Origin of the sequence: Parasedimentitalea marina, assembly GCF_004006175.1 — a bacterium.
In the GTDB taxonomy this organism is placed as follows: Bacteria; Pseudomonadota; Alphaproteobacteria; order Rhodobacterales; family Rhodobacteraceae; genus Parasedimentitalea; species Parasedimentitalea marina.
On record NZ_CP033219.1, the window covers coordinates 2,524,619 to 2,541,254 of the forward strand.

Genomic DNA, 16,636 nt, shown 5'->3' on the forward strand with positions numbered 1-16,636 from the left:
CCCGAAACATCAGGAAATCTGACGCTCCTGCCCTTCCCAATAGGGTTTGCGCAGCTCGGTCTTAAGCACCTTGTTGGCGCCCGACAGCGGCAGCGGCTCGGTGCGGAACTCAACACTTCTTGGGCATTTGTAGCCAGCGATCAGTTGGTGACAATGCGCCTGCAGTTCATCCGTGGTCGCTGTGGCTTCGGGATTCAGGATTACAATGGCATGAACACTCTCGCCCCATTGGTCACTGGGGATACCAATCACCGCACTGGTGGCCACTGCCGGGTGCTGACCCAGTGCATTTTCCACCTCGGCCGAGAACACGTTTTCACCGCCCGAGACGATCATATCTTTCAGCCGGTCCATCAAAAAGATGAATCCCTCACCATCCATATACCCAGCATCGCCAGTCAGCAGCCAGCCATCTCGGATGGTCTCGGCGGTGATCTCGGGTTTGTTCCAATAACCCAGCATGGTAATCGGTCCCTTGACCGCAATCTGCCCCACATCGCCGCGCGTCACCTCGACCATATCCTCGTCCACGATGCGGATCTCGCAGACCCGTGTCGGACGCCCAGCTGAGCGTAACTTGCCTGCCTTTGGCCCCTCCAGCACGTGATAATCAGTGGGAAGGACCGTCGCCACCGGGCTTAGCTCGGTCTGACCGAACGCCTGCAGGAAGGACACATTCGGGAACTTCTCAAAGGCGTCGATCAGAACCGATTCCGTGATCGGCGAGGCGCCATAGATGATCTGGGTCAGCGACGAGGTATCGGTACTGGCCAGCTTGTCACTTTGCAGCACCATTTGCAGCATCACCGGCACGAGTAGAACCTGACTGGGCCGGTGCCGTTCAATCGCATCCAGCGCCCCGTCCGGGGTGAACGACGGGATCACCACATGGGTACCGGCCATAAATGTCAGAGCCGTGAACCAGATCAGATCCGCGATGTGGAACATCGGCGCGGCATGCAGGTAAATTGTACCATCGCGCATGTTTAAATCATGGGCATTGGACACGCCACTGACATAGAAATTCGTGTGCGACAGCATCACCCCTTTGGGAAATCCCGTTGTGCCGCCGGTATAAAAGATACCCGCCATGTCACCGCCACTGCGGTCGGCATCTGCTGCAGGCTGCGCCGCTGCCAGAATACTCTCGTAGTTTTCCATGCCCGCAGGGGTGTCGCCGTCACCGCAGTAAACGATCGTTTTCAGCCCCGGTACCAGCTGTTTGATCGCAATGGCGGCCTCGCTGAACGCGTCATCCACCAGCAAGATCTCGGCACCCGCATCGTTCAGTGCATAGGCGCATTCGGCAGGCGCCCAACGGATGTTCATTGGCATCATCGCCCCACCGCCCCAGACGCTGGCAAAGAAATACTCGATGAACCGGTCCGAGTTCAGCGACAACAGCGCGACGCGGTCGCCGGTGCCCATTCCCAGACCTTGAAGAGCACCAGCCAGCCGAGCGACACGGTCCAGCATTTGGCTCCAGGTTTGCTGCCGCTCCTGAAAGATCGTGGCAATGCCATCAGGGTTGATCTGAGCGGCCCGCCTTAGGATGGATGTAATCTGCATTTGCCTGACCTCTCAATCTGTTACGCACTATGAACCCGGCCAACCTGCGGCGATCCATCTTACAGTGTCAACGGCATTTGAAAGGACGTCACGTCCCAACAAGCTGAATGCCGGAAACCAGCTTTCTGCCCGAAATACCGTAACAGAAATGAGAGAAAGCGCGAGACTCGCCGTTGAAAGTACCGCACACCCACCGTTTCCGCCACGGCGCTTAATAGCGGACTGCAAAGAGATCCTATTTCTTATCGCGCGCCGACTTTTCTTCTTTGGTCAGTTTGTTGTTCCAAGCATTGTTGCTTAGACCCAGTTCACTTGGCAGCGGTTTGGTCTTGCCGACGCTCACCTTGCCGCCCTTGTTCAGGTACTCCTGAATAAGAGCATCATCTGTGGTTTCTTTTGGGACATGTTTCATGTCACCTTCCTAACCGGTTAACCGCCTGCTTGTCACCCACCTTAAAACGTCCGGGCGTGATGACCACAGGGTTCAGCTCACCTTTGTTATTTCTGCATCAGCTTGTGAATGTGGCACGCATAGGCATAAGTCAGCGGCAGGCCCAGTACCAATCCGATGACAATAGAGGCCAGCGGTGACAGGACCGGCCAACCGATCCAGGATGTGATCAGCGAGGCAAAGAACACATTCACCGCCGCCGCGCCCGCACCAAAGGGGTAAAGCACAAGCGTCAGCTTGGGTATGCTCCACGCGTCCTTCATCGTTTATGGACGAGGACTGCGACGGAGATGAGGGCTGCGACGAGGGTTAGGGAGGCGATGAAGAACCAGAACTCTGCGGTGGCGCTTTGGGCTTGGGGGACGGGGCGGTTGTAGGCCTCGGCCCAGACCTGGGCTGGTAGCAGGGCCATCACAGCATAGGCGAATAAGCGGGTCATGTCAGGTTTCCTGAGTAAGGGATCGATAGATTTGTGGCAGGGCACGGGTCAGGCGGGTTGGGTCCGGCAGCAGGGTAAACCCTGCCCGCCCGAAGATACGCGCAAACCAGTCCTGGCCGTCTTGATCTATGACAATGCCGTGCACAACATGACCCAGACGCCGGGCCTCACGCACCGCCATATGGCTGTCTTCAATGCCGTGGATGCCCTCGTAGTGGTCCAGATCATTGGGCTTGCCGTCGGTCAGCACCAAGAGCAGTTTGCGGGTTGAGCTTTCCTGATCCAGCATCGCGGTTGTGTGACGAATGGCGGCACCGAGCCTTGTATAGTGGCAGGGGGTCAGCCCGCAGATTTTCTGCGTGACCTGCAGCGACATCGGCGCATCGAAGTCTTTGCATTTCTTCACAAAGACCCGGTCGCGGCGCAGCGAGGAAAAGCCCCAGATGCCCAGCCTATCGCCACTGGCATCAATGCCACCGGCCAGTGCCGCCAGGCTTTCACGGGCGATATCCAGCACTGTCGCATCCCCCACCGAGGCCTCGGTGGAGCGCGAGGTGTCGAGCAGAAAGCCCACCGAGAGATCGCGCTCAATCTGGCGCATGCTTTGGTAAATCCTATCGCTTGAGGTGCCGTCCGCCTTTAGGTCCACCCGCGCCGCGATCAGCGCATCCAGATCCAGCTCGCTGCCCTCGACCTGACGGGGTCGCAGAATCCGGCGCGGGCGCAGTGCCTCAAACTGACGGCGCACGGCGCGTAACATGCGCGGATCCGGGGCCAATCCCTGCGGCGCGTTAGCATCGGCCTCGGCCTCCAGCACCCGGCAGTGATCGGGCATGTAGATGCGCTGGCGGTGGTCCCATTCAGGATATGTGAACACGCCCGACAGGCGCTCGTGGTCGGCGTCCGCCGGGGCCAGATCCAGGTGCATCCGCAACCGGGTGGCGGCTTTTTTGTCGTCATGCTTGGACAGGATGATCTTATCCTGATCATCCGCCGCCTTTTGCGCGTCCTCGTTTTCGTCGTCGTCCACCATGCGGTTCAGGTTCATGCTTTCGACCCAGGACAGGATCGATTCAAACCGGTGGAAGATAAAGCTGTCCTTGCGGTTGGCCTCGTCGCGGTCTTCGCGCGCAGCCATCTTGCGATTGGTGGTGGCCGCACCCGGCGGCGGGCCTGCGTTATCCCCCTCTTCTTCCTCGCCTGCATCTGCCCCGGATCCGGGCGCCGAGAGCGTCAGCCAGATCGGAACGGGGGTATAAGGCAGATAGGTTTTGGGGCTCTGCTGTGGCGCGGGAATATCGAGTGGCGAGGCTTCGGGGCTGTTGAGCTGATCACAAATGGCGCGTTCCAGCCGGGCCTCTTCGCGCGGCAGCATCAGTTTCGGTCGGGTTGCCAGAATAAAGCTGCACATGCGCTGATAGGTGGCACGCAACCCCGGACAGCGTTGATAGGCCAGATCAGAGGCTGTCGCCATGGCCTCGATCTGGGCGTGATCCTTCAGGCAGTCGCAGCCCTCAAGCACTGGCAGGACCGGCCGTGTCGCGGCCAGGGCAACCAGCCAGAAATAGGCCGCCCGGTTCATTTCAGCCTCGGGAAAGGCCTCCATCAGTGGCGGCAGCCCCAGTCGTTCGCCGTCAAAACGCGGCAGGAACAGCAATTCCCCCCGGTTGCCCAGCTTGCGGGTCACCGATTGACGGTGGTGTGAGCGAATGGCAGGCACCTCACCAATCTCGACAGACCCATCGCCGCCAAGCGCGCGGAACAACAAGACCAGGCTAGGTCGGATATCACACAATTGCACCGCCACCTCGGGGAAGCTCGGCTGAGCCCCCACTTTGGTGACGTAATCGTGCCAGATGTTGCCAACGGCTTCTTCCGGGTCCATCAGATCAAGGGGGTGAATGGCCATAGCTCCTTACCCGTAAACCACGGCGATCAGATCGCGCAGGGCGGTTTGAACATCCGTCTCATCGGTCAGAGGTTCGACAATTGCCGCCTGCAGGGCCTGATCAACCCCCATGCCGCTGGCGATCAGCTGCGCGGCGTAAATCAGCAACCGGGTCGAGACCCCCTCCTCCAGGTCCATGCCAGACAGGGCACGGATATGCCCTGCCAGCCGGATCAAGGGCGTGACGCGGGCTTCGTCCAGGCCGCTTTCGCGGGCCACCACAGTGACCTCGATTGCGGCATCGGGAAAGTCGAACGTGGCCGACAGGAAGCGCTGCCGGGTCGAGGGTTTCATCCGCTTCAGCACGTTTTGGTAGCCGGGGTTATAGCTGGCTACCAGCATAAAGCCCGGGGCGCCAGCAGCTCCTCGCCGGTGCGATCCACCATCAGGGTGCGGCGATTATCGGTCAGCGGGTGCAACACAACAGTGACATCCTTGCGGGCCTCGACCACCTCGTCCAGGTAGCAGATCGCGCCTTCGCGCACCGCCCGGGTCAATGGGCCATCGACCCATTCGGTCTCGCCGCCACGCAGCAGGTAGCGGCCGATCAGATCGGCAGCTGACAGGTCATCATGGCAGGCAACAGTGTACAGCTTACGGCCAGTACGGGCTGCCATGTGTTCGACAAAACGGGTTTTGCCGCAGCCGGTCGGCCCTTCAAAGAAGGGGCAAACCGTTGGTATGGGCTGTCTCAAACAGGGCACATTCAGTGCCGACAGGCTGGTAGAATGGCACGTCAAAATCAGTGGTTTGGGCGTTCATGGTTACTCTCCAGCCACCGAGGTTTGGGACGGTGCGTCAGTGCCTTTGATCAACAGTTCACGCCGCGGCACCATCATTGAGTAGATGAACAGCAGCGCACCGATGACCACCGCCAGACCCGAGCCAAAACGCATCATGTAAAACAGGCTCAGACCTTCCTGCACTTCCATGAAGTTTTCGCCCAGGACCCGCTGCATATGGGTCTGAATGGTGCCCGCAAAGGTCAGCACAAAGGTCATGAAGGCCATGCCGCCGGTCATCAGCCAGAAGCTGGCCATGTTCAGCACCTGATTATACGGGTCACGTCCACGCAGATGTGGGATCGCATAGCTCATGACGGCCAGGTTGGTTGCAACATAGGCACCGTAAAGGCCAGGTGACCGTGGGCCGCAGTGATCTGAGTGCCGTGGCTGTAGAAGTTCACGCCGTGCAGGGTGTGCAAGAAGCCCCAGACGCCAGCGCCAAAGAAGGCAACAGTCGACGCCCCGAGGGACCACAGCAGCGCCGCCTTGTTGGGGTGATTGCGACGGCCCTTCCAGACCATGACAAAGGCAAAGCTCATCATCAGGAAGAATGGAATGACTTCCAAAGTCGAGAAGATCGAACCGATCCACTGCCAATAGCCCGGCAGGCCAATCCAGTAAAAGTGGTGACCGGTGCCCAGGATACCCGAGAACAGCGCAGTTGAGACAATCACATAAAGCCATTTCTCGACAATCTCGCGGTCGACCCCTGTCAGCTTCAGCAACAGGAAGGCCAGGATCGACGCCATCACCAGCTCCCAGGTGGCCTCGACCCAGAGGTGGATCACGAACCACCAGTACATTTTGTCCAGGCTCAGGTTGTCCGGGTTGATAAAGGCAAAGATCCACAGCAGCGACAGCAGCCACAGACCGGTCAGCAGCACATTGGTGATGGCGGTTTTACGCCCCGCCAGCACCGTCATGCTCACGTTGAACAGAAAGATCAGCGCCGCAACCAGAATGCCCAGTTTGACCCAGGTCGGCTGCTCGATGAACTCGCGACCCTGCATGCCCAGCAGATAGTTGCCCGGGAACGGGTTGAACACATAGGTCAGAACAGCGCCCAGAGTGCCGATGACCAGAATGATCAGCTGCAGATAGGCCAGCTTCTCCGAGTAGATCTCGCGTTCGCTTTCCTCGGGGAGCAGGTAATAAGCCGCCCCAAAGAAGCCCAGCAGCAGCCAGACCACCAGCGCGTTGGTGTGCAACATGCGCACCACATTGAACGGCAGCAACTCGGACAGAAAGTTCGGCGAGACATAGATCCAGCCGGCAATGAGCCCGCCCAGAACCTGAACAGCGAACAGCGCCATCGCCACCAGGAAATAGGCATAGGCCACTTTTTGTGATTGATATTTCATAGCCTGTCTCCTTAACCCGCATCATTGGGCGGCCAGCCCTGTGTGTCGGTTTGGTCGGCCCAACGCAGAAATTCCGCCAGTCCGCGGGTTTCTTCTTCGGTCAGTTCAAAAAATGGCATCTGGCGCCGCCCCTCAACGCCGCTGGGCTGCGCCTGCATCCAGCCATCAAGGATCTCATAGGCACCTTCGGCGTCATCCAGCGTGTCCCAACGGGTCATCACATTGCCCAGCTCAGGGGCAAAATACGCCCCCTCCCCGTGCAGCGTATGACAGTTGATACAGCTGTTGCGCTCCCAGACATGTTTGCCCAGAACAACCGCCTCACTCAGCGGCATTCCGGCGGTGGAACTCGTCACCACATAGCGGTGACTTTGAACAGACAGGACCCCAAAAATCGCCACGAAGAACAGCGATCCTCCATAAAAGATATTGCGGGCCCGGGACTTCGTTAGGATCTCTGACATTTGGGGAATCCAGTCGTGGTTGCGGGTGCAACCGATCTAAACCCCAATCCCAACAACAAGTTTGATCCAGAACAAAGTCCCAGAGGTTTTTAAAGCTATCGTGACACAAACTGCCGCTATCCAAACCCTGCAAATATCAAAAGGGTCATCATCAGATGAGGCCGACACCCAGTTTTCTCAAGAACTCATCCCCAAGTTTGCTGAAGAACAAAGACCCACAACATCCAGCATCCTAAACACCGGGCGAGAACTTTGAAATCCGCAACGAAAGAGATCGACATGTTTGCTAAACTCACCGTACTGACGGCCGCCGCGGCCCTGTTTGCCAGTGTTGCCGTCGCCGAAAACTTTGAAATTCTGATGCTCAACAAAGGAGAAGAAGGCGCTATGGTCTTTGAACCCGCGTTTGTTGCTGCACAGCCGGGCGACACCATTACGTTCATTCCAACCGACAAGGGCCACAATGCCGAAACCATCAAAGGCATGTTCCCGGAAGGGTTTGATAAATTCAAAAGTAAATTGGGTAAAGAGTTCTCGATCACTCTGGATCTGGAAGGTCTCTATGGCATCAAATGCACTCCGCACTACGGCATGGGCATGGTCGCCTTGATCCAAGTGGGCGAGCCAGTCAATCTGGAGCTGACAGAGGCCGTGAAACTAAAAGGCAAGGCCAAGAAACGGTTTGCCCCTCTGTTCGAACAAGTCACAACTGAGCTCGCGGCAGCGAACTAAAATTATTAACCTAAAGTCCCCGTTTAGGTTGGACTGGGGTGGCATGTGCAAACGTGCTGCCCCTTTTTTGCGGTCAAAATACCAAAGCCGAATATCGTTTATTTCTAGCCCTACAGATCGACATGGCCACCGACCCAGAGCTGATCTTTGGGTCGGCGCTCTGACCAGTTTATCCCTCGCGCACCAGGCGAAACCCAAGATAGTCCGGAGGAATGCCAGCAGCGCAGCCGCCCACTTTTGCATCCCGCACAAAATCAATGATGAAAGCCCGGTGCTTTCCCTGAACTGCACGCACACCGCAATAGCTGGTTTGCTCGGTGATTTCGCTGCCATCGGCAGACAGCTGCCCATTCACAAAGCAGCTTTCGGTCCATTCCCAGACATTGCCAGCCATGTCCGAGACACCAAATTCGTTATCGCCAAAATGCCCCCGTTGGTGGATTTCAGTATCGGTGTCACCCCGAACCGTCAGCATTTGGCGATAGTTGGCCAGCCAGCGTTTGGAGGGGTCGGTCTCATTGGCGCTGATGCCAAGCCCGGAATCCACATATCGGTCGCCCGCAGCGCGCACCCATTCGTCGTCCGTTGGCAACCGCCAGGTTTGCCGTGTCATTTTTGAATACCAGCGCGCAAACCCGGTGGCGTCCACATAGCTGATATCGATCTGGGCGGCGTCCGCCTGGCCAGTCGTGGCTGTCGGATTGCAGGCCTCGGCGGCGACACAAAGCGCATATTGCGCCTCGCTGACAGGGTATTTCATGATTTCAAAACCTGTACCGGCGCTGCGCTGCTCGCTTGGTGGGTCGACCGAACGGGTGCCAATGCGGAAATCACCTGACGGACGGTAATTGTACGACCCGGCCGGGATTGCCACGGTTTCCGGCAAGTCAGTTATCTGTGGCGTTTCGGGCCACCACATCAAAGCAGCCGCAGTGATCGCAGCGCCGGTTGCGCAGAGAGCAGCAAAAGAAACAATGGCTCGCATTTTATCCCCTTTCAAAGGGCAAAAAAGGGCAGCCGTGATGCGGCCGCCCTTGAATGTCGTTGTGGTCGGGCGGCGCTGTTATGGCAGCGCAGTCTTACCCTCGTGCATCACGTCATATTCGCTTGGGGCAACGACCTGTTCCATCAAGTCATTGTTCCATTCACCCTCGACCAGGACGTGCGCGGTGGCGCCAAGATTGACCGCCTCGATCAAGTTGTGATTGACGTAAGCATAGACGCCCGGTTGCAGGAATTCGTACAATGCAGCCCCGGCAGAGCCGCCCCGAATGAACCATGTTTCCAGATCGCGATCCGGCACATTGTTGAATTTTCCAGCTTCCCAGACCAGATCACCATGGCCACCGATCAGGTGTGGACGACTGTCGCGGTTGGCTTGCGAGTGGACAAACAGCACTTTCTCACCCTGCGCAGCGGTCAGCGCATTGTCGCCAGTCAGGCCGCCAACTTTACCGTTGAAGGTCACGTGACTTGGGATCAGCTTGTTCATCACCTCCAGTGTGTCGCCGTAACTGTCGCCCGCATCCTCAAAGCGCATATATTCGCCGTTTTCGTCCTTGGGGATGTAGAAGTCATTCTCGCCGATGTAGTAAATGCGGTCATAACTGACGGGTTTGTTTTCGTGGTCTTTCAAGCCATCGCGTGGCAACACCATAATCGCACCCGCCATTCCGGACACCACGTGCCATGGGATCATGGGTCCACCCGGCGCACAGTGATAGACAAAGGTCCCTGGACGGGTTGCCTTGAAGCGCAGCACAGTCTTTTCGCCCGGATTGACCAGGGTCAGCGAGCCGCCACCCAGGGCACCGGTTGCAGCGTGGAAATCGATATTATGCTGGAACATGTTCTCTGGCGGATTGTACAGGGTCAACTCGACATAGTCGCCTTCATGCACCACCATCATCGGGCCGGGCATAGAGCCATTAAAGGTCATCGCCTGCAGATAGGCATCATCCGCAATCTGCACTTCTTTCTCGATGATTTTCATTTCGAACTGAACAACGGTTGGACCGCTTGTCGCGATCTGTTCGTGCTCATGTACAAACGGTGGTCTTACCAATTTGACCTTGCGGCGCGGAAGTGTGCTAAGATCAACGGCCTGCGCAGAGGAAGTGTCCATGACTTCTTCTGTTGAAGCCGAAGCCTTGATTGCAAGTGGTGCGGTTGCGACTGCTACGGCACCCATCAATGTGGCTCTTCGTGTCAGCATTAGCTCTCTCCTAGTAGGAAGTTTGTGTTCTGACACGTAGTTAGAACGGTTGTTGTGACCGCTCTTTGTGCCAACGCAAACTAGGAAGCTAAATCCGACGGCTTTCGAGAATATCACAACTGTCGTCCCAAAACCGGCCCCATGAAGGCCGGTTTTATTGCGTAGATTGCAAACAATAGGAGGATGAGAACGCCGAGATGAAGCCCAAGCGAAATGCGTTTCATCTAGGGTCTAAGCGCAGCTTTCGATCAGACTATTATCCAGGGGAGATTGTTGGGAGCATCTGATGCACAGAATTTTAGTCCGGCAACCCATTTGTCCTGACATGTTTGTAAGGCCCAGCGGCCTTGGCCAGGCCCTGCAAACACGAGGTATTCGTCAGATCAAATTGTGGTGAGAAACCTGGCTTTGCTATCCATCACGCCGTGTCTCAAACTCTTGCGAGCGGATTTCATTGCTGAGTTGCACGATATGATCAAGTTTTTCAGAAATACGGGTCTGAAAATCAGCGAGCTGATCAATAATGTCTGTCAGTGTCTCGCCGGTATCCGGCAGGCGCGCACTTTCGATTTTACACAGAACCCGGGTGGAACTTAGCCCCAGAAAATGGCGATGCATGACGCTACAGGCCTGCAAGATGCGTTCGGCCTCGACTTTGACGTCCTTGACACCTTCATGCGCTTCTACAATCCGATCTGAAGATATTTTTTTCAGAATGTTGCGCTCTGCTTCGACGTCCTGATTGCCGAGGTCCTGTTCTTCGGCCGAAAACTGTTCATCGCAGCCCCGCATTACCAAGGCCATACATTCCGCAAACAGACAATTGTTAACGGTGCCTTTTATGCTGGAAAAATTGCTTTTCTCACCCAGCACGTGGTCTTCAAACCATTCCGACATACTACGAGACATTGTACTGTAATTTTGCGACAGGACAGTTACCGGTCCACCAGCAGGTTCAATCCGCGAGGCAATAACCCTCAAGTTATGAGGAATAGTCCGCATGGCCTCGAACTCCTGAACAAGGCCTTCACTTTGCTTTTTCAACGTATCGGCACTGGTCAGCATGGTACGAATGCTTGAGATAATATCATCATGCTTTCGATTCAGACCAATGTCCCGCGCGATCAGCTCTTCGTTGGCAGCATGGGCTGCAAAGTGATGATATTTGTCAAATCCCAACTCTTTCAGCCGTGCCAATAGCCGCTTGGCGCTGTCTTCCGGGGTTAAATTCTCAGCCTGCTCGGCCTTCAACAGCGTGGCATATTCCGTTTGAATTGTCGCAAGCAGGGAACTGCTCGGCTTAAAACGAGCGGAGAGATAGCCACCCTCGCAAGGAACCACCATGGCATAGACCCAATAAAATTGCCCGTCTTTGGTCTGGTTCTTGATATAGGCGCCGATGCTGCGACCGCACTTGATTGTATCCCAGAGAAGCCAGAACACACCTTTGGGCATGTCCGGATGACGAACGACTTTGTGCGGAGCACCCTGCAATTCGTCCCAATCAAAGCCCGCAACCCGCTGAAAAACATGATTTCCAGCCTTTATCACCCCACGCTCATCTGTTCGCGAAAAAAAACACTCGTGCAGCTCAAAAGGAGACTCGCCGCTGGATGGGCGGGTTTCGATATTTCGGTCGAGAAAGGACATTATAAACTTCCACCTGACTAAATGATTCTTAGCCGTTTCTATGTCCTTAAGCTTTTTGAGATCTTAATTACGGTGAATTTACGCTGGTATTTCTATGAATAATTTAGTGCAAACGTCCTATCTAGTTCTGTATTTTGATCAAACCTCATCTGCGAATAACATCAGATATCTGGCAGGCTTTCGTGACCTGACAGCGATCTCCAAGCCTTTCCGCCCCAGTTTGCCAGATCTTGTGCACCTCATTCCAGTTCTTGCACCCCCCTCAAAACAGTGAAGCTCTGCCACACATCTTCGGTATCAAATATCCATGACTGTTTGCAAAAGTCTTACTATCCCTGCGCCCTAAGGTCGCTATCCAACCGGTAATACAGGGAATGGCTCATTGTTGCCTCGTGAAGCGCCGCAACCCCATTGCCAAGACAACATCACCTTGCGATACCAACAGTATGGAAGCCTTTTTGTACCAAGCCACAATCTATCTATCGGCCGCGGTGATAGCGGTTCCAATTGCTGCCCGGCTGGGTCTGGGGTCGGTACTGGGATATCTGGCGGCAGGCATCATCATCGGCCCCGTTTTCGGGCTGGTTGGCTCCGAAACCAAGGATCTTCAGCATTTTGCCGAATTTGGTGTTGTGATGATGCTGTTCCTGATTGGTCTCGAACTAGAGCCACGGGCGCTCTGGGCGATGCGTCACAAGCTGATCGGCCTGGGCGGCTTGCAGATATTGATCAGCACGCTGGCATTGATGGCGGCGGCAATGGTTGCAGGTGAAACCTGGGAGGTTTCATTAGCAATCGGGTTGTCGCTGTCATTGTCCTCAACCGCCATTGTCCTACAGACCCTGTCTGAAAAGGGCCTGATGCAGACCGGTGGCGGCCGCGCCAGCTTCTCAGTGTTGTTGACCCAAGATATCGCCGTCATTCCAATTTTGGCTTTTATGCCACTTCTGGCGGCAAGTTCGGTTCTGAAAATTGCCGAGGATGGATCGATCCAGCGGGCAAACCATGCTGCCGTAGAACATGCCAGCCGTCTGTCTTTGGTTGAAGGGCTACCGGGATGGGCCGTCACCTTGGTGACCCTTGGTCTGATCGCCATGATCATCCTTGCCGGCATCTACCTGACCCGTCCGGTCTTCCGCTTTATCCATGCCGCAAATATGCGCGAAATGTACACGGCACTGGCCTTGCTGATCGTGGTCGGCATCTCGTTTTTGATGACATTGGTAGGCCTGTCCCCTGCCCTTGGCGCCTTCTTGGCCGGGGTGGTGCTGGCCAACTCTGAATTCCGCCACGAACTGGAGAGCGATCTGACCCCGTTCAAGGGCCTGCTTCTGGGACTGTTCTTTATTACGGTCGGTGCAGGCATCAATTATCAACTGTTCCTGTCCGATCCTGGTGACTTGATTGGACTGGCGCTCCTGGTGATCGTCGCCAAGGGCACTATCCTGTATTTCGTCGCCCGCGCCTTTGGCCTGAAACGCCGCAATCGTTGGCTGTTCACTTTGGGGCTGGCTCAGGCCGGTGAATTTGGCTTTGTTTTGTTGTCATTCTCGCGGCAATTAAACGTCATTCCCCCAGCGCTGACTGAAAAACTGCTACTGGTCGTTGCCCTGTCGATGCTGATTACACCACTGCTGTTCATCACCTATGACCTGCTGTCCAAGCGTCTTGGCGAAAGCAAAACCGAGCTTGAGCCGGATGAAATAGACGAGGAAGGTCCGGTCATCATTGCTGGCATTGGCCGGTTTGGTCAGATCGTCAATCGGTTGGTGCGGGCCAGCGGCGTGAAAACCGTGGTGCTGGACTATGACATGAAGTCGATCCAGTTGATGCGTCGCTTTGGCGTCAAAGGATTTCTTGGCGACCCCACCCGACCTGAACTCCTTAAGGCAGCGGGCCTGTCCAAGGCCAAGGTCCTGGTGGTTGCGCTGGATGATCCCAAGAAAACCGTTCAAATGGTGCGCCAGGTGCGCCGCATGCGGCCTGATTTACATATTATTGCCCGCGCCCACGACCGCACCCATGTGTTTGAACTGTATAAAGCCGGAGCCAATGACATCGTCCGCGAGCTGTTCGACAGTTCGCTGCGCGCCGGGCGATATGTCCTGGAGAACATCGGTCTGAGCGAATACGAGGCCGCCCAGGCCGAACAAACTTTTTATGCCCATGACCGGATGACCGTTCGCGATCTGGCCGATTATTGGGTGCCCGGCGTTCCGTCCAGCCTGAACAAGGCTTATATCGCCCGCGCCCGCGAGCTGGAAAAAGATCTGGAAACGGCTCTATTGGAACTCTACGAACAAAAGGATCAAAAGCAGGCGTAAAGCCCGCCTGCTTTTATGTCTTGGACCGATCTAGCCATCGGTAACGCCAGCCTCGGCAAAGGTCGCCATGCCGCTGTGGCAAACCACTGCGCCTTTCAGAATCTGAATGGCCAATGCGGCGCCCGATCCCTCACCCAGACGCAGCCCAAGCGACAACAAGGGCTCTTTGCCAAGCTTGGTCAACAGGGCTGCATGTGCATTCTCAGCGCTTTGATGACCCGCAATGCAGTGATCCAGCGACCCATCGGCGGTCTGCGCCAGACAGGCTGCTGCTGCGCAACAGATGAAACCATCCAAAATGACCGGAATGCGCAACATCCGCGCCGCAGCAATTGCCCCGGCCATGGCAACGATTTCGCGGCCACCCAGACGGCCCAAGGCATCCAACCCGTCCTTGATCTCACTTTGATGCCGCAAGACACCCTCGCGCACGACGCGGGTCTTAATCTGCAACCCGGCATCATCAACCCCGGTCCCACGGCCGGTCCAATCTTCAGCATCGCCGCCATACAACGCAAAAGCCAAGGCCGCGGCCGAGGTGGTATTGCCGATGCCCATTTCTCCGACGACCAGCAAATCCGAGACCGGATCAACGGATCCCCACCCCGCCTGCAGCGCCGCCATGACACCGGCCTCATCCAGCGCCGCTTCTTTAGTGAAATCCTGAGTGGGTTGATCCAACTGCAACGCCTGAACGTCCAGTCGTGCGCCCGCCAAAGCAGCAAGTTGATTGATCGCCGCGCCGCCATGCTCAAAATTACCCACCATCTGTGCGGTGACCTCTGGTGGAAACGCCGACACGCCCTGAGCCGTGATCCCATGATTGCCAGCAAAAATAACCACCTGCGGGCTCTCGATGACCGGACGTCCGGTTTGGCGCCAGCCACCGTACCAGATCGCCAGCTCTTCCAGCCGCGCCAAAGCCCCCGGCGGCTTGGTCAACTGACCATTGCGCTGTTCAGCAGCAGCAACAGCAGCAGGATCAACGGCAGGTGCCTGCGACAGCAGGGAACGGAAGTGATTTAGATCAGTCAGCACTGGCAGCATAAAAAGCCTCGTTGCATTAAAGGGGACGTCGCGGGTAAAGCGGGTAGTGACTGTTTAACCGCTGCACATCGTACCGCAAGTCCCGCAAGAGGTCCGCAAATGCCAAAAAACGACATCATTCGGGATATTGCACTGGCGCTGGTCCTGTTGACGCGGCTGCCCCTGCCCACGTTGCCCAAGCCCTGGTTTCAACATCAGGCTCGGGCGGCATGGGCCTTCCCGCTGGCTGGCCTGGTTGTCACTCTGCCCGCCTGTGCAGGCGCCGCACTCGCCCTGTGGGTCGGCCTGCCGCCAAATGTCGCGGCAGGTCTACTGCTGACGATTCAAATCCTACTGACCGGAGCGATGCACGAAGACGGTCTGGCTGATACTGCAGATGGGTTTTGGGGCGGCTTCACACCTCAACGCCGCCTTGAAATCATGAAAGACAGCCAGATCGGCACCTACGGGGTATTGGCCCTGATCCTTGCCATCGGCCTTCGCTGGCTAGCCTTAACTGCAATCCTGACTACGGTCGGCGTCTGGGCCCCGCTGGCTCTGGCAGCCCTCAGCCGCGCCGTCATGCCGGTGTTGATGCGCGCCCTTCCCAATGCGCGCACCTCAGGACTGTCGCAATCGGTGGGCCGTCCCAGTGCGGCTGTCATCTGCATAGGTTTGATCCTGGCTCTGTCAACGTCGATCCTGATCCTTGGCGTCACTGCGCTGCCGATAATTGCGGCCATGGGCCTGTCCACCTTGGGCCTTGCCCAGCTCGCCCGCGCCAAAATAGGCGGTCAAACCGGCGACATCCTGGGCGCCAACCAACTCATCGCTGAACTCACAGGCCTATTGGTGTTATTGACCCTCTAACGTGAACCCGCCAAGCTTCATCTGGCCAGAAATATCCCAGGGGTGAATTGGCCCAAGGCCAAGAGGGGGCAGCGCCCCCAATTTTCCTCCAAAAATACAAAAGGGCCACGCCCAAAAAGGCGCAGCCCAATTGCATGATAAAAAAGTAACTCAGGCAGCAGCGGCAGGCGCGCGTGAGGCCAGAACATCGCTGACCTGCTTGGCGGCCAGGATTTCGTCACCTCCAGCCACAGCTGCCACTTCGCGGGTCAACCGCTCCAGTGCCGCTTCATACAGCTGGCGTTCAGAATAACTCTGCTCACGCTGGTCATCCGTACGGTGCAAATCCCGAACCACCTCGGCAATTGCGATCAAATCGCCCGAGTTGATTTTTTGCTCGTATTCCTGTGCACGACGCGACCACATGGCGCGCTTGACCTTAGCCTTGCCCTTCATGGTTTTCATCGCATGGGCGATCACATCCGGAGAGCTCAGCGAACGCATGCCGACTTCGACGGCCTTGTTGGTTGGCACCCGCAGCGTCATCTTGTCCTTTTCAAAGGTGATCACGAACAGTTCCAGGGCAAAGCCGGCCACTTCCTGCTCTTCAACTGAGATGATCTGGCCAACGCCATGGGCCGGATAGACCACATACTCGTTCGGGCGGAAGTCGAGCTTCTTCGATTTACTCATTCATGTCGTTCCTTGCTGTCTATCGGCCACAGGGCCTAAAACCGGTCATACCATGCGCAGGACTAAAACGGGCAGCACAGGGCAGCCCGGCATAGGTTTCAAAGCATGGTTCGTCCGCTCAAACGAGCGC

At 56.6% G+C, this 16,636-nt stretch carries 14 protein-coding genes and 2 pseudogenes; 3 read left to right on the forward strand and 13 right to left on the reverse strand.

The features are described from left to right. Positions 1-9 precede the first annotated feature (9 nt). From EBB79_RS12220 to EBB79_RS12250, 8 genes and pseudogenes are all read right to left on the reverse strand, one after another. A complete protein-coding gene (locus EBB79_RS12220) occupies positions 10-1,569 on the reverse strand; it encodes an acyl-CoA synthetase (protein WP_127749150.1) in 1,560 nt (519 codons plus the stop codon). 235 nt (positions 1,570-1,804) lie between these two features. Next, the gene (locus tag EBB79_RS24435) at positions 1,805-1,981 is read right to left on the reverse strand and encodes a hypothetical protein (RefSeq protein WP_164860798.1); all 177 of its coding nucleotides are present in this window, start codon (positions 1,979-1,981) and stop codon (positions 1,805-1,807) included. Positions 1,982-2,067: 86 nt separating this feature from the next. Continuing rightward, positions 2,068-2,283, reverse strand: a complete 216-nt coding sequence (locus EBB79_RS12225; protein WP_127749151.1) for an NnrT protein — start codon at positions 2,281-2,283, stop codon at positions 2,068-2,070. Further along, positions 2,280-2,459 (reverse strand): protein NnrT, encoded by a 180-nt coding sequence (locus tag EBB79_RS12230; protein ID WP_127748936.1) that lies wholly within the window; start codon positions 2,457-2,459, stop codon positions 2,280-2,282. Before EBB79_RS12230 ends, EBB79_RS12225 begins: the two co-directional genes overlap by 4 nt. 1 nt (position 2,460) lies before the next feature. Next, a complete protein-coding gene (locus tag EBB79_RS12235) occupies positions 2,461-4,368 on the reverse strand; it encodes a nitric oxide reductase activation protein NorD (RefSeq protein WP_127749152.1) in 1,908 nt (635 codons plus the stop codon). Between the two features lie 6 nt (positions 4,369-4,374). Then, positions 4,375-5,169: pseudogene (locus EBB79_RS12240) on the reverse strand (AAA family ATPase). 2 nt (positions 5,170-5,171) lie between these two features. Next, positions 5,172-6,553: pseudogene (locus EBB79_RS12245) on the reverse strand (cbb3-type cytochrome c oxidase subunit I). An 11-nt stretch (positions 6,554-6,564) separates the two neighbouring features. Beyond that, positions 6,565-7,017, reverse strand: coding sequence for a c-type cytochrome (locus EBB79_RS12250; RefSeq protein WP_127748940.1), 453 nt, complete (start codon positions 7,015-7,017; stop codon positions 6,565-6,567). Positions 7,018-7,296: 279 nt separating this feature from the next. Between EBB79_RS12250 and EBB79_RS12255 the strand changes: the two genes are divergently transcribed. Beyond that, positions 7,297-7,749, forward strand: coding sequence for a pseudoazurin (locus EBB79_RS12255; RefSeq protein ID WP_127749153.1), 453 nt, complete (start codon positions 7,297-7,299; stop codon positions 7,747-7,749). 169 nt (positions 7,750-7,918) lie between these two features. Here the strand turns inward: EBB79_RS12255 and EBB79_RS12260 are convergent, their stop codons facing one another. From EBB79_RS12260 to EBB79_RS12270, 3 genes are all read right to left on the reverse strand, one after another. Then, the gene (locus EBB79_RS12260) at positions 7,919-8,734 is read right to left on the reverse strand and encodes a formylglycine-generating enzyme family protein (RefSeq protein ID WP_238704884.1); all 816 of its coding nucleotides are present in this window, start codon (positions 8,732-8,734) and stop codon (positions 7,919-7,921) included. 78 nt (positions 8,735-8,812) lie between these two features. Next, positions 8,813-9,964 carry a copper-containing nitrite reductase gene (gene nirK, locus EBB79_RS12265; RefSeq protein ID WP_127749154.1) on the reverse strand — a complete coding sequence of 384 codons (1,152 nt, stop codon included), beginning with the start codon at positions 9,962-9,964 and terminating at the stop codon, positions 8,813-8,815. A gap of 411 nt (positions 9,965-10,375) precedes the next feature. After that, positions 10,376-11,614, reverse strand: a complete 1,239-nt coding sequence (locus tag EBB79_RS12270; protein ID WP_127749155.1) for a PAS domain-containing protein — start codon at positions 11,612-11,614, stop codon at positions 10,376-10,378. A 446-nt stretch (positions 11,615-12,060) separates the two neighbouring features. Here EBB79_RS12270 and EBB79_RS12275 point away from each other — a divergent pair, with 446 nt between their 5' ends. Beyond that, a complete protein-coding gene (locus tag EBB79_RS12275) occupies positions 12,061-13,938 on the forward strand; it encodes a monovalent cation:proton antiporter-2 (CPA2) family protein (RefSeq protein ID WP_127749156.1) in 1,878 nt (625 codons plus the stop codon). Positions 13,939-13,968: 30 nt separating this feature from the next. Here the strand turns inward: EBB79_RS12275 and cobT are convergent, their stop codons facing one another. Continuing rightward, positions 13,969-14,985 (reverse strand): nicotinate-nucleotide--dimethylbenzimidazole phosphoribosyltransferase, encoded by a 1,017-nt coding sequence (gene cobT, locus EBB79_RS12280; protein ID WP_127749157.1) that lies wholly within the window; start codon positions 14,983-14,985, stop codon positions 13,969-13,971. Between the two features lie 99 nt (positions 14,986-15,084). Here cobT and EBB79_RS12285 point away from each other — a divergent pair, with 99 nt between their 5' ends. Beyond that, entirely contained in the window at positions 15,085-15,834 is a 750-nt protein-coding gene (locus EBB79_RS12285) for an adenosylcobinamide-GDP ribazoletransferase (RefSeq protein WP_127749158.1), read from the forward strand. Between the two features lie 150 nt (positions 15,835-15,984). Here EBB79_RS12285 and EBB79_RS12290 read toward each other — a convergent pair whose 3' ends face one another. After that, the gene (locus tag EBB79_RS12290) at positions 15,985-16,506 is read right to left on the reverse strand and encodes a CarD family transcriptional regulator (protein WP_127749159.1); all 522 of its coding nucleotides are present in this window, start codon (positions 16,504-16,506) and stop codon (positions 15,985-15,987) included. Positions 16,507-16,636 lie beyond the last annotated feature (130 nt).

Bases quoted from the DNA above. Each gene is read 5' to 3' on its own strand.
- EBB79_RS12270 (WP_127749155.1), bottom strand. From the start codon at position 11,614: ATGTCCTTTCTCGACCGAAATATCGAAACCCGCCCATCCAGCGGCGAG.
- EBB79_RS12225 (WP_127749151.1), bottom strand. From the start codon at position 2,283: ATGAAGGACGCGTGGAGCATACCCAAGCTGACGCTTGTGCTTTACCCC.
- EBB79_RS12220 (WP_127749150.1), bottom strand. From the start codon at position 1,569: ATGCAGATTACATCCATCCTAAGGCGGGCCGCTCAGATCAACCCTGAT.
- EBB79_RS12260 (WP_238704884.1), bottom strand. From the start codon at position 8,734: ATGCGAGCCATTGTTTCTTTTGCTGCTCTCTGCGCAACCGGCGCTGCG.
- EBB79_RS12255 (WP_127749153.1), top strand. From the start codon at position 7,297: ATGTTTGCTAAACTCACCGTACTGACGGCCGCCGCGGCCCTGTTTGCC.
- cobT (WP_127749157.1), bottom strand. From the start codon at position 14,985: ATGCTGCCAGTGCTGACTGATCTAAATCACTTCCGTTCCCTGCTGTCG.
- EBB79_RS24435 (WP_164860798.1), bottom strand. From the start codon at position 1,981: ATGAAACATGTCCCAAAAGAAACCACAGATGATGCTCTTATTCAGGAG.
- EBB79_RS12290 (WP_127749159.1), bottom strand. From the start codon at position 16,506: ATGAGTAAATCGAAGAAGCTCGACTTCCGCCCGAACGAGTATGTGGTC.
- EBB79_RS12275 (WP_127749156.1), top strand. From the start codon at position 12,061: ATGGAAGCCTTTTTGTACCAAGCCACAATCTATCTATCGGCCGCGGTG.
- nirK (WP_127749154.1), bottom strand. From the start codon at position 9,964: ATGCTGACACGAAGAGCCACATTGATGGGTGCCGTAGCAGTCGCAACC.
- EBB79_RS12235 (WP_127749152.1), bottom strand. From the start codon at position 4,368: ATGGCCATTCACCCCCTTGATCTGATGGACCCGGAAGAAGCCGTTGGC.
- EBB79_RS12285 (WP_127749158.1), top strand. From the start codon at position 15,085: ATGCCAAAAAACGACATCATTCGGGATATTGCACTGGCGCTGGTCCTG.
- EBB79_RS12250 (WP_127748940.1), bottom strand. From the start codon at position 7,017: ATGTCAGAGATCCTAACGAAGTCCCGGGCCCGCAATATCTTTTATGGA.
- EBB79_RS12230 (WP_127748936.1), bottom strand. From the start codon at position 2,459: ATGACCCGCTTATTCGCCTATGCTGTGATGGCCCTGCTACCAGCCCAG.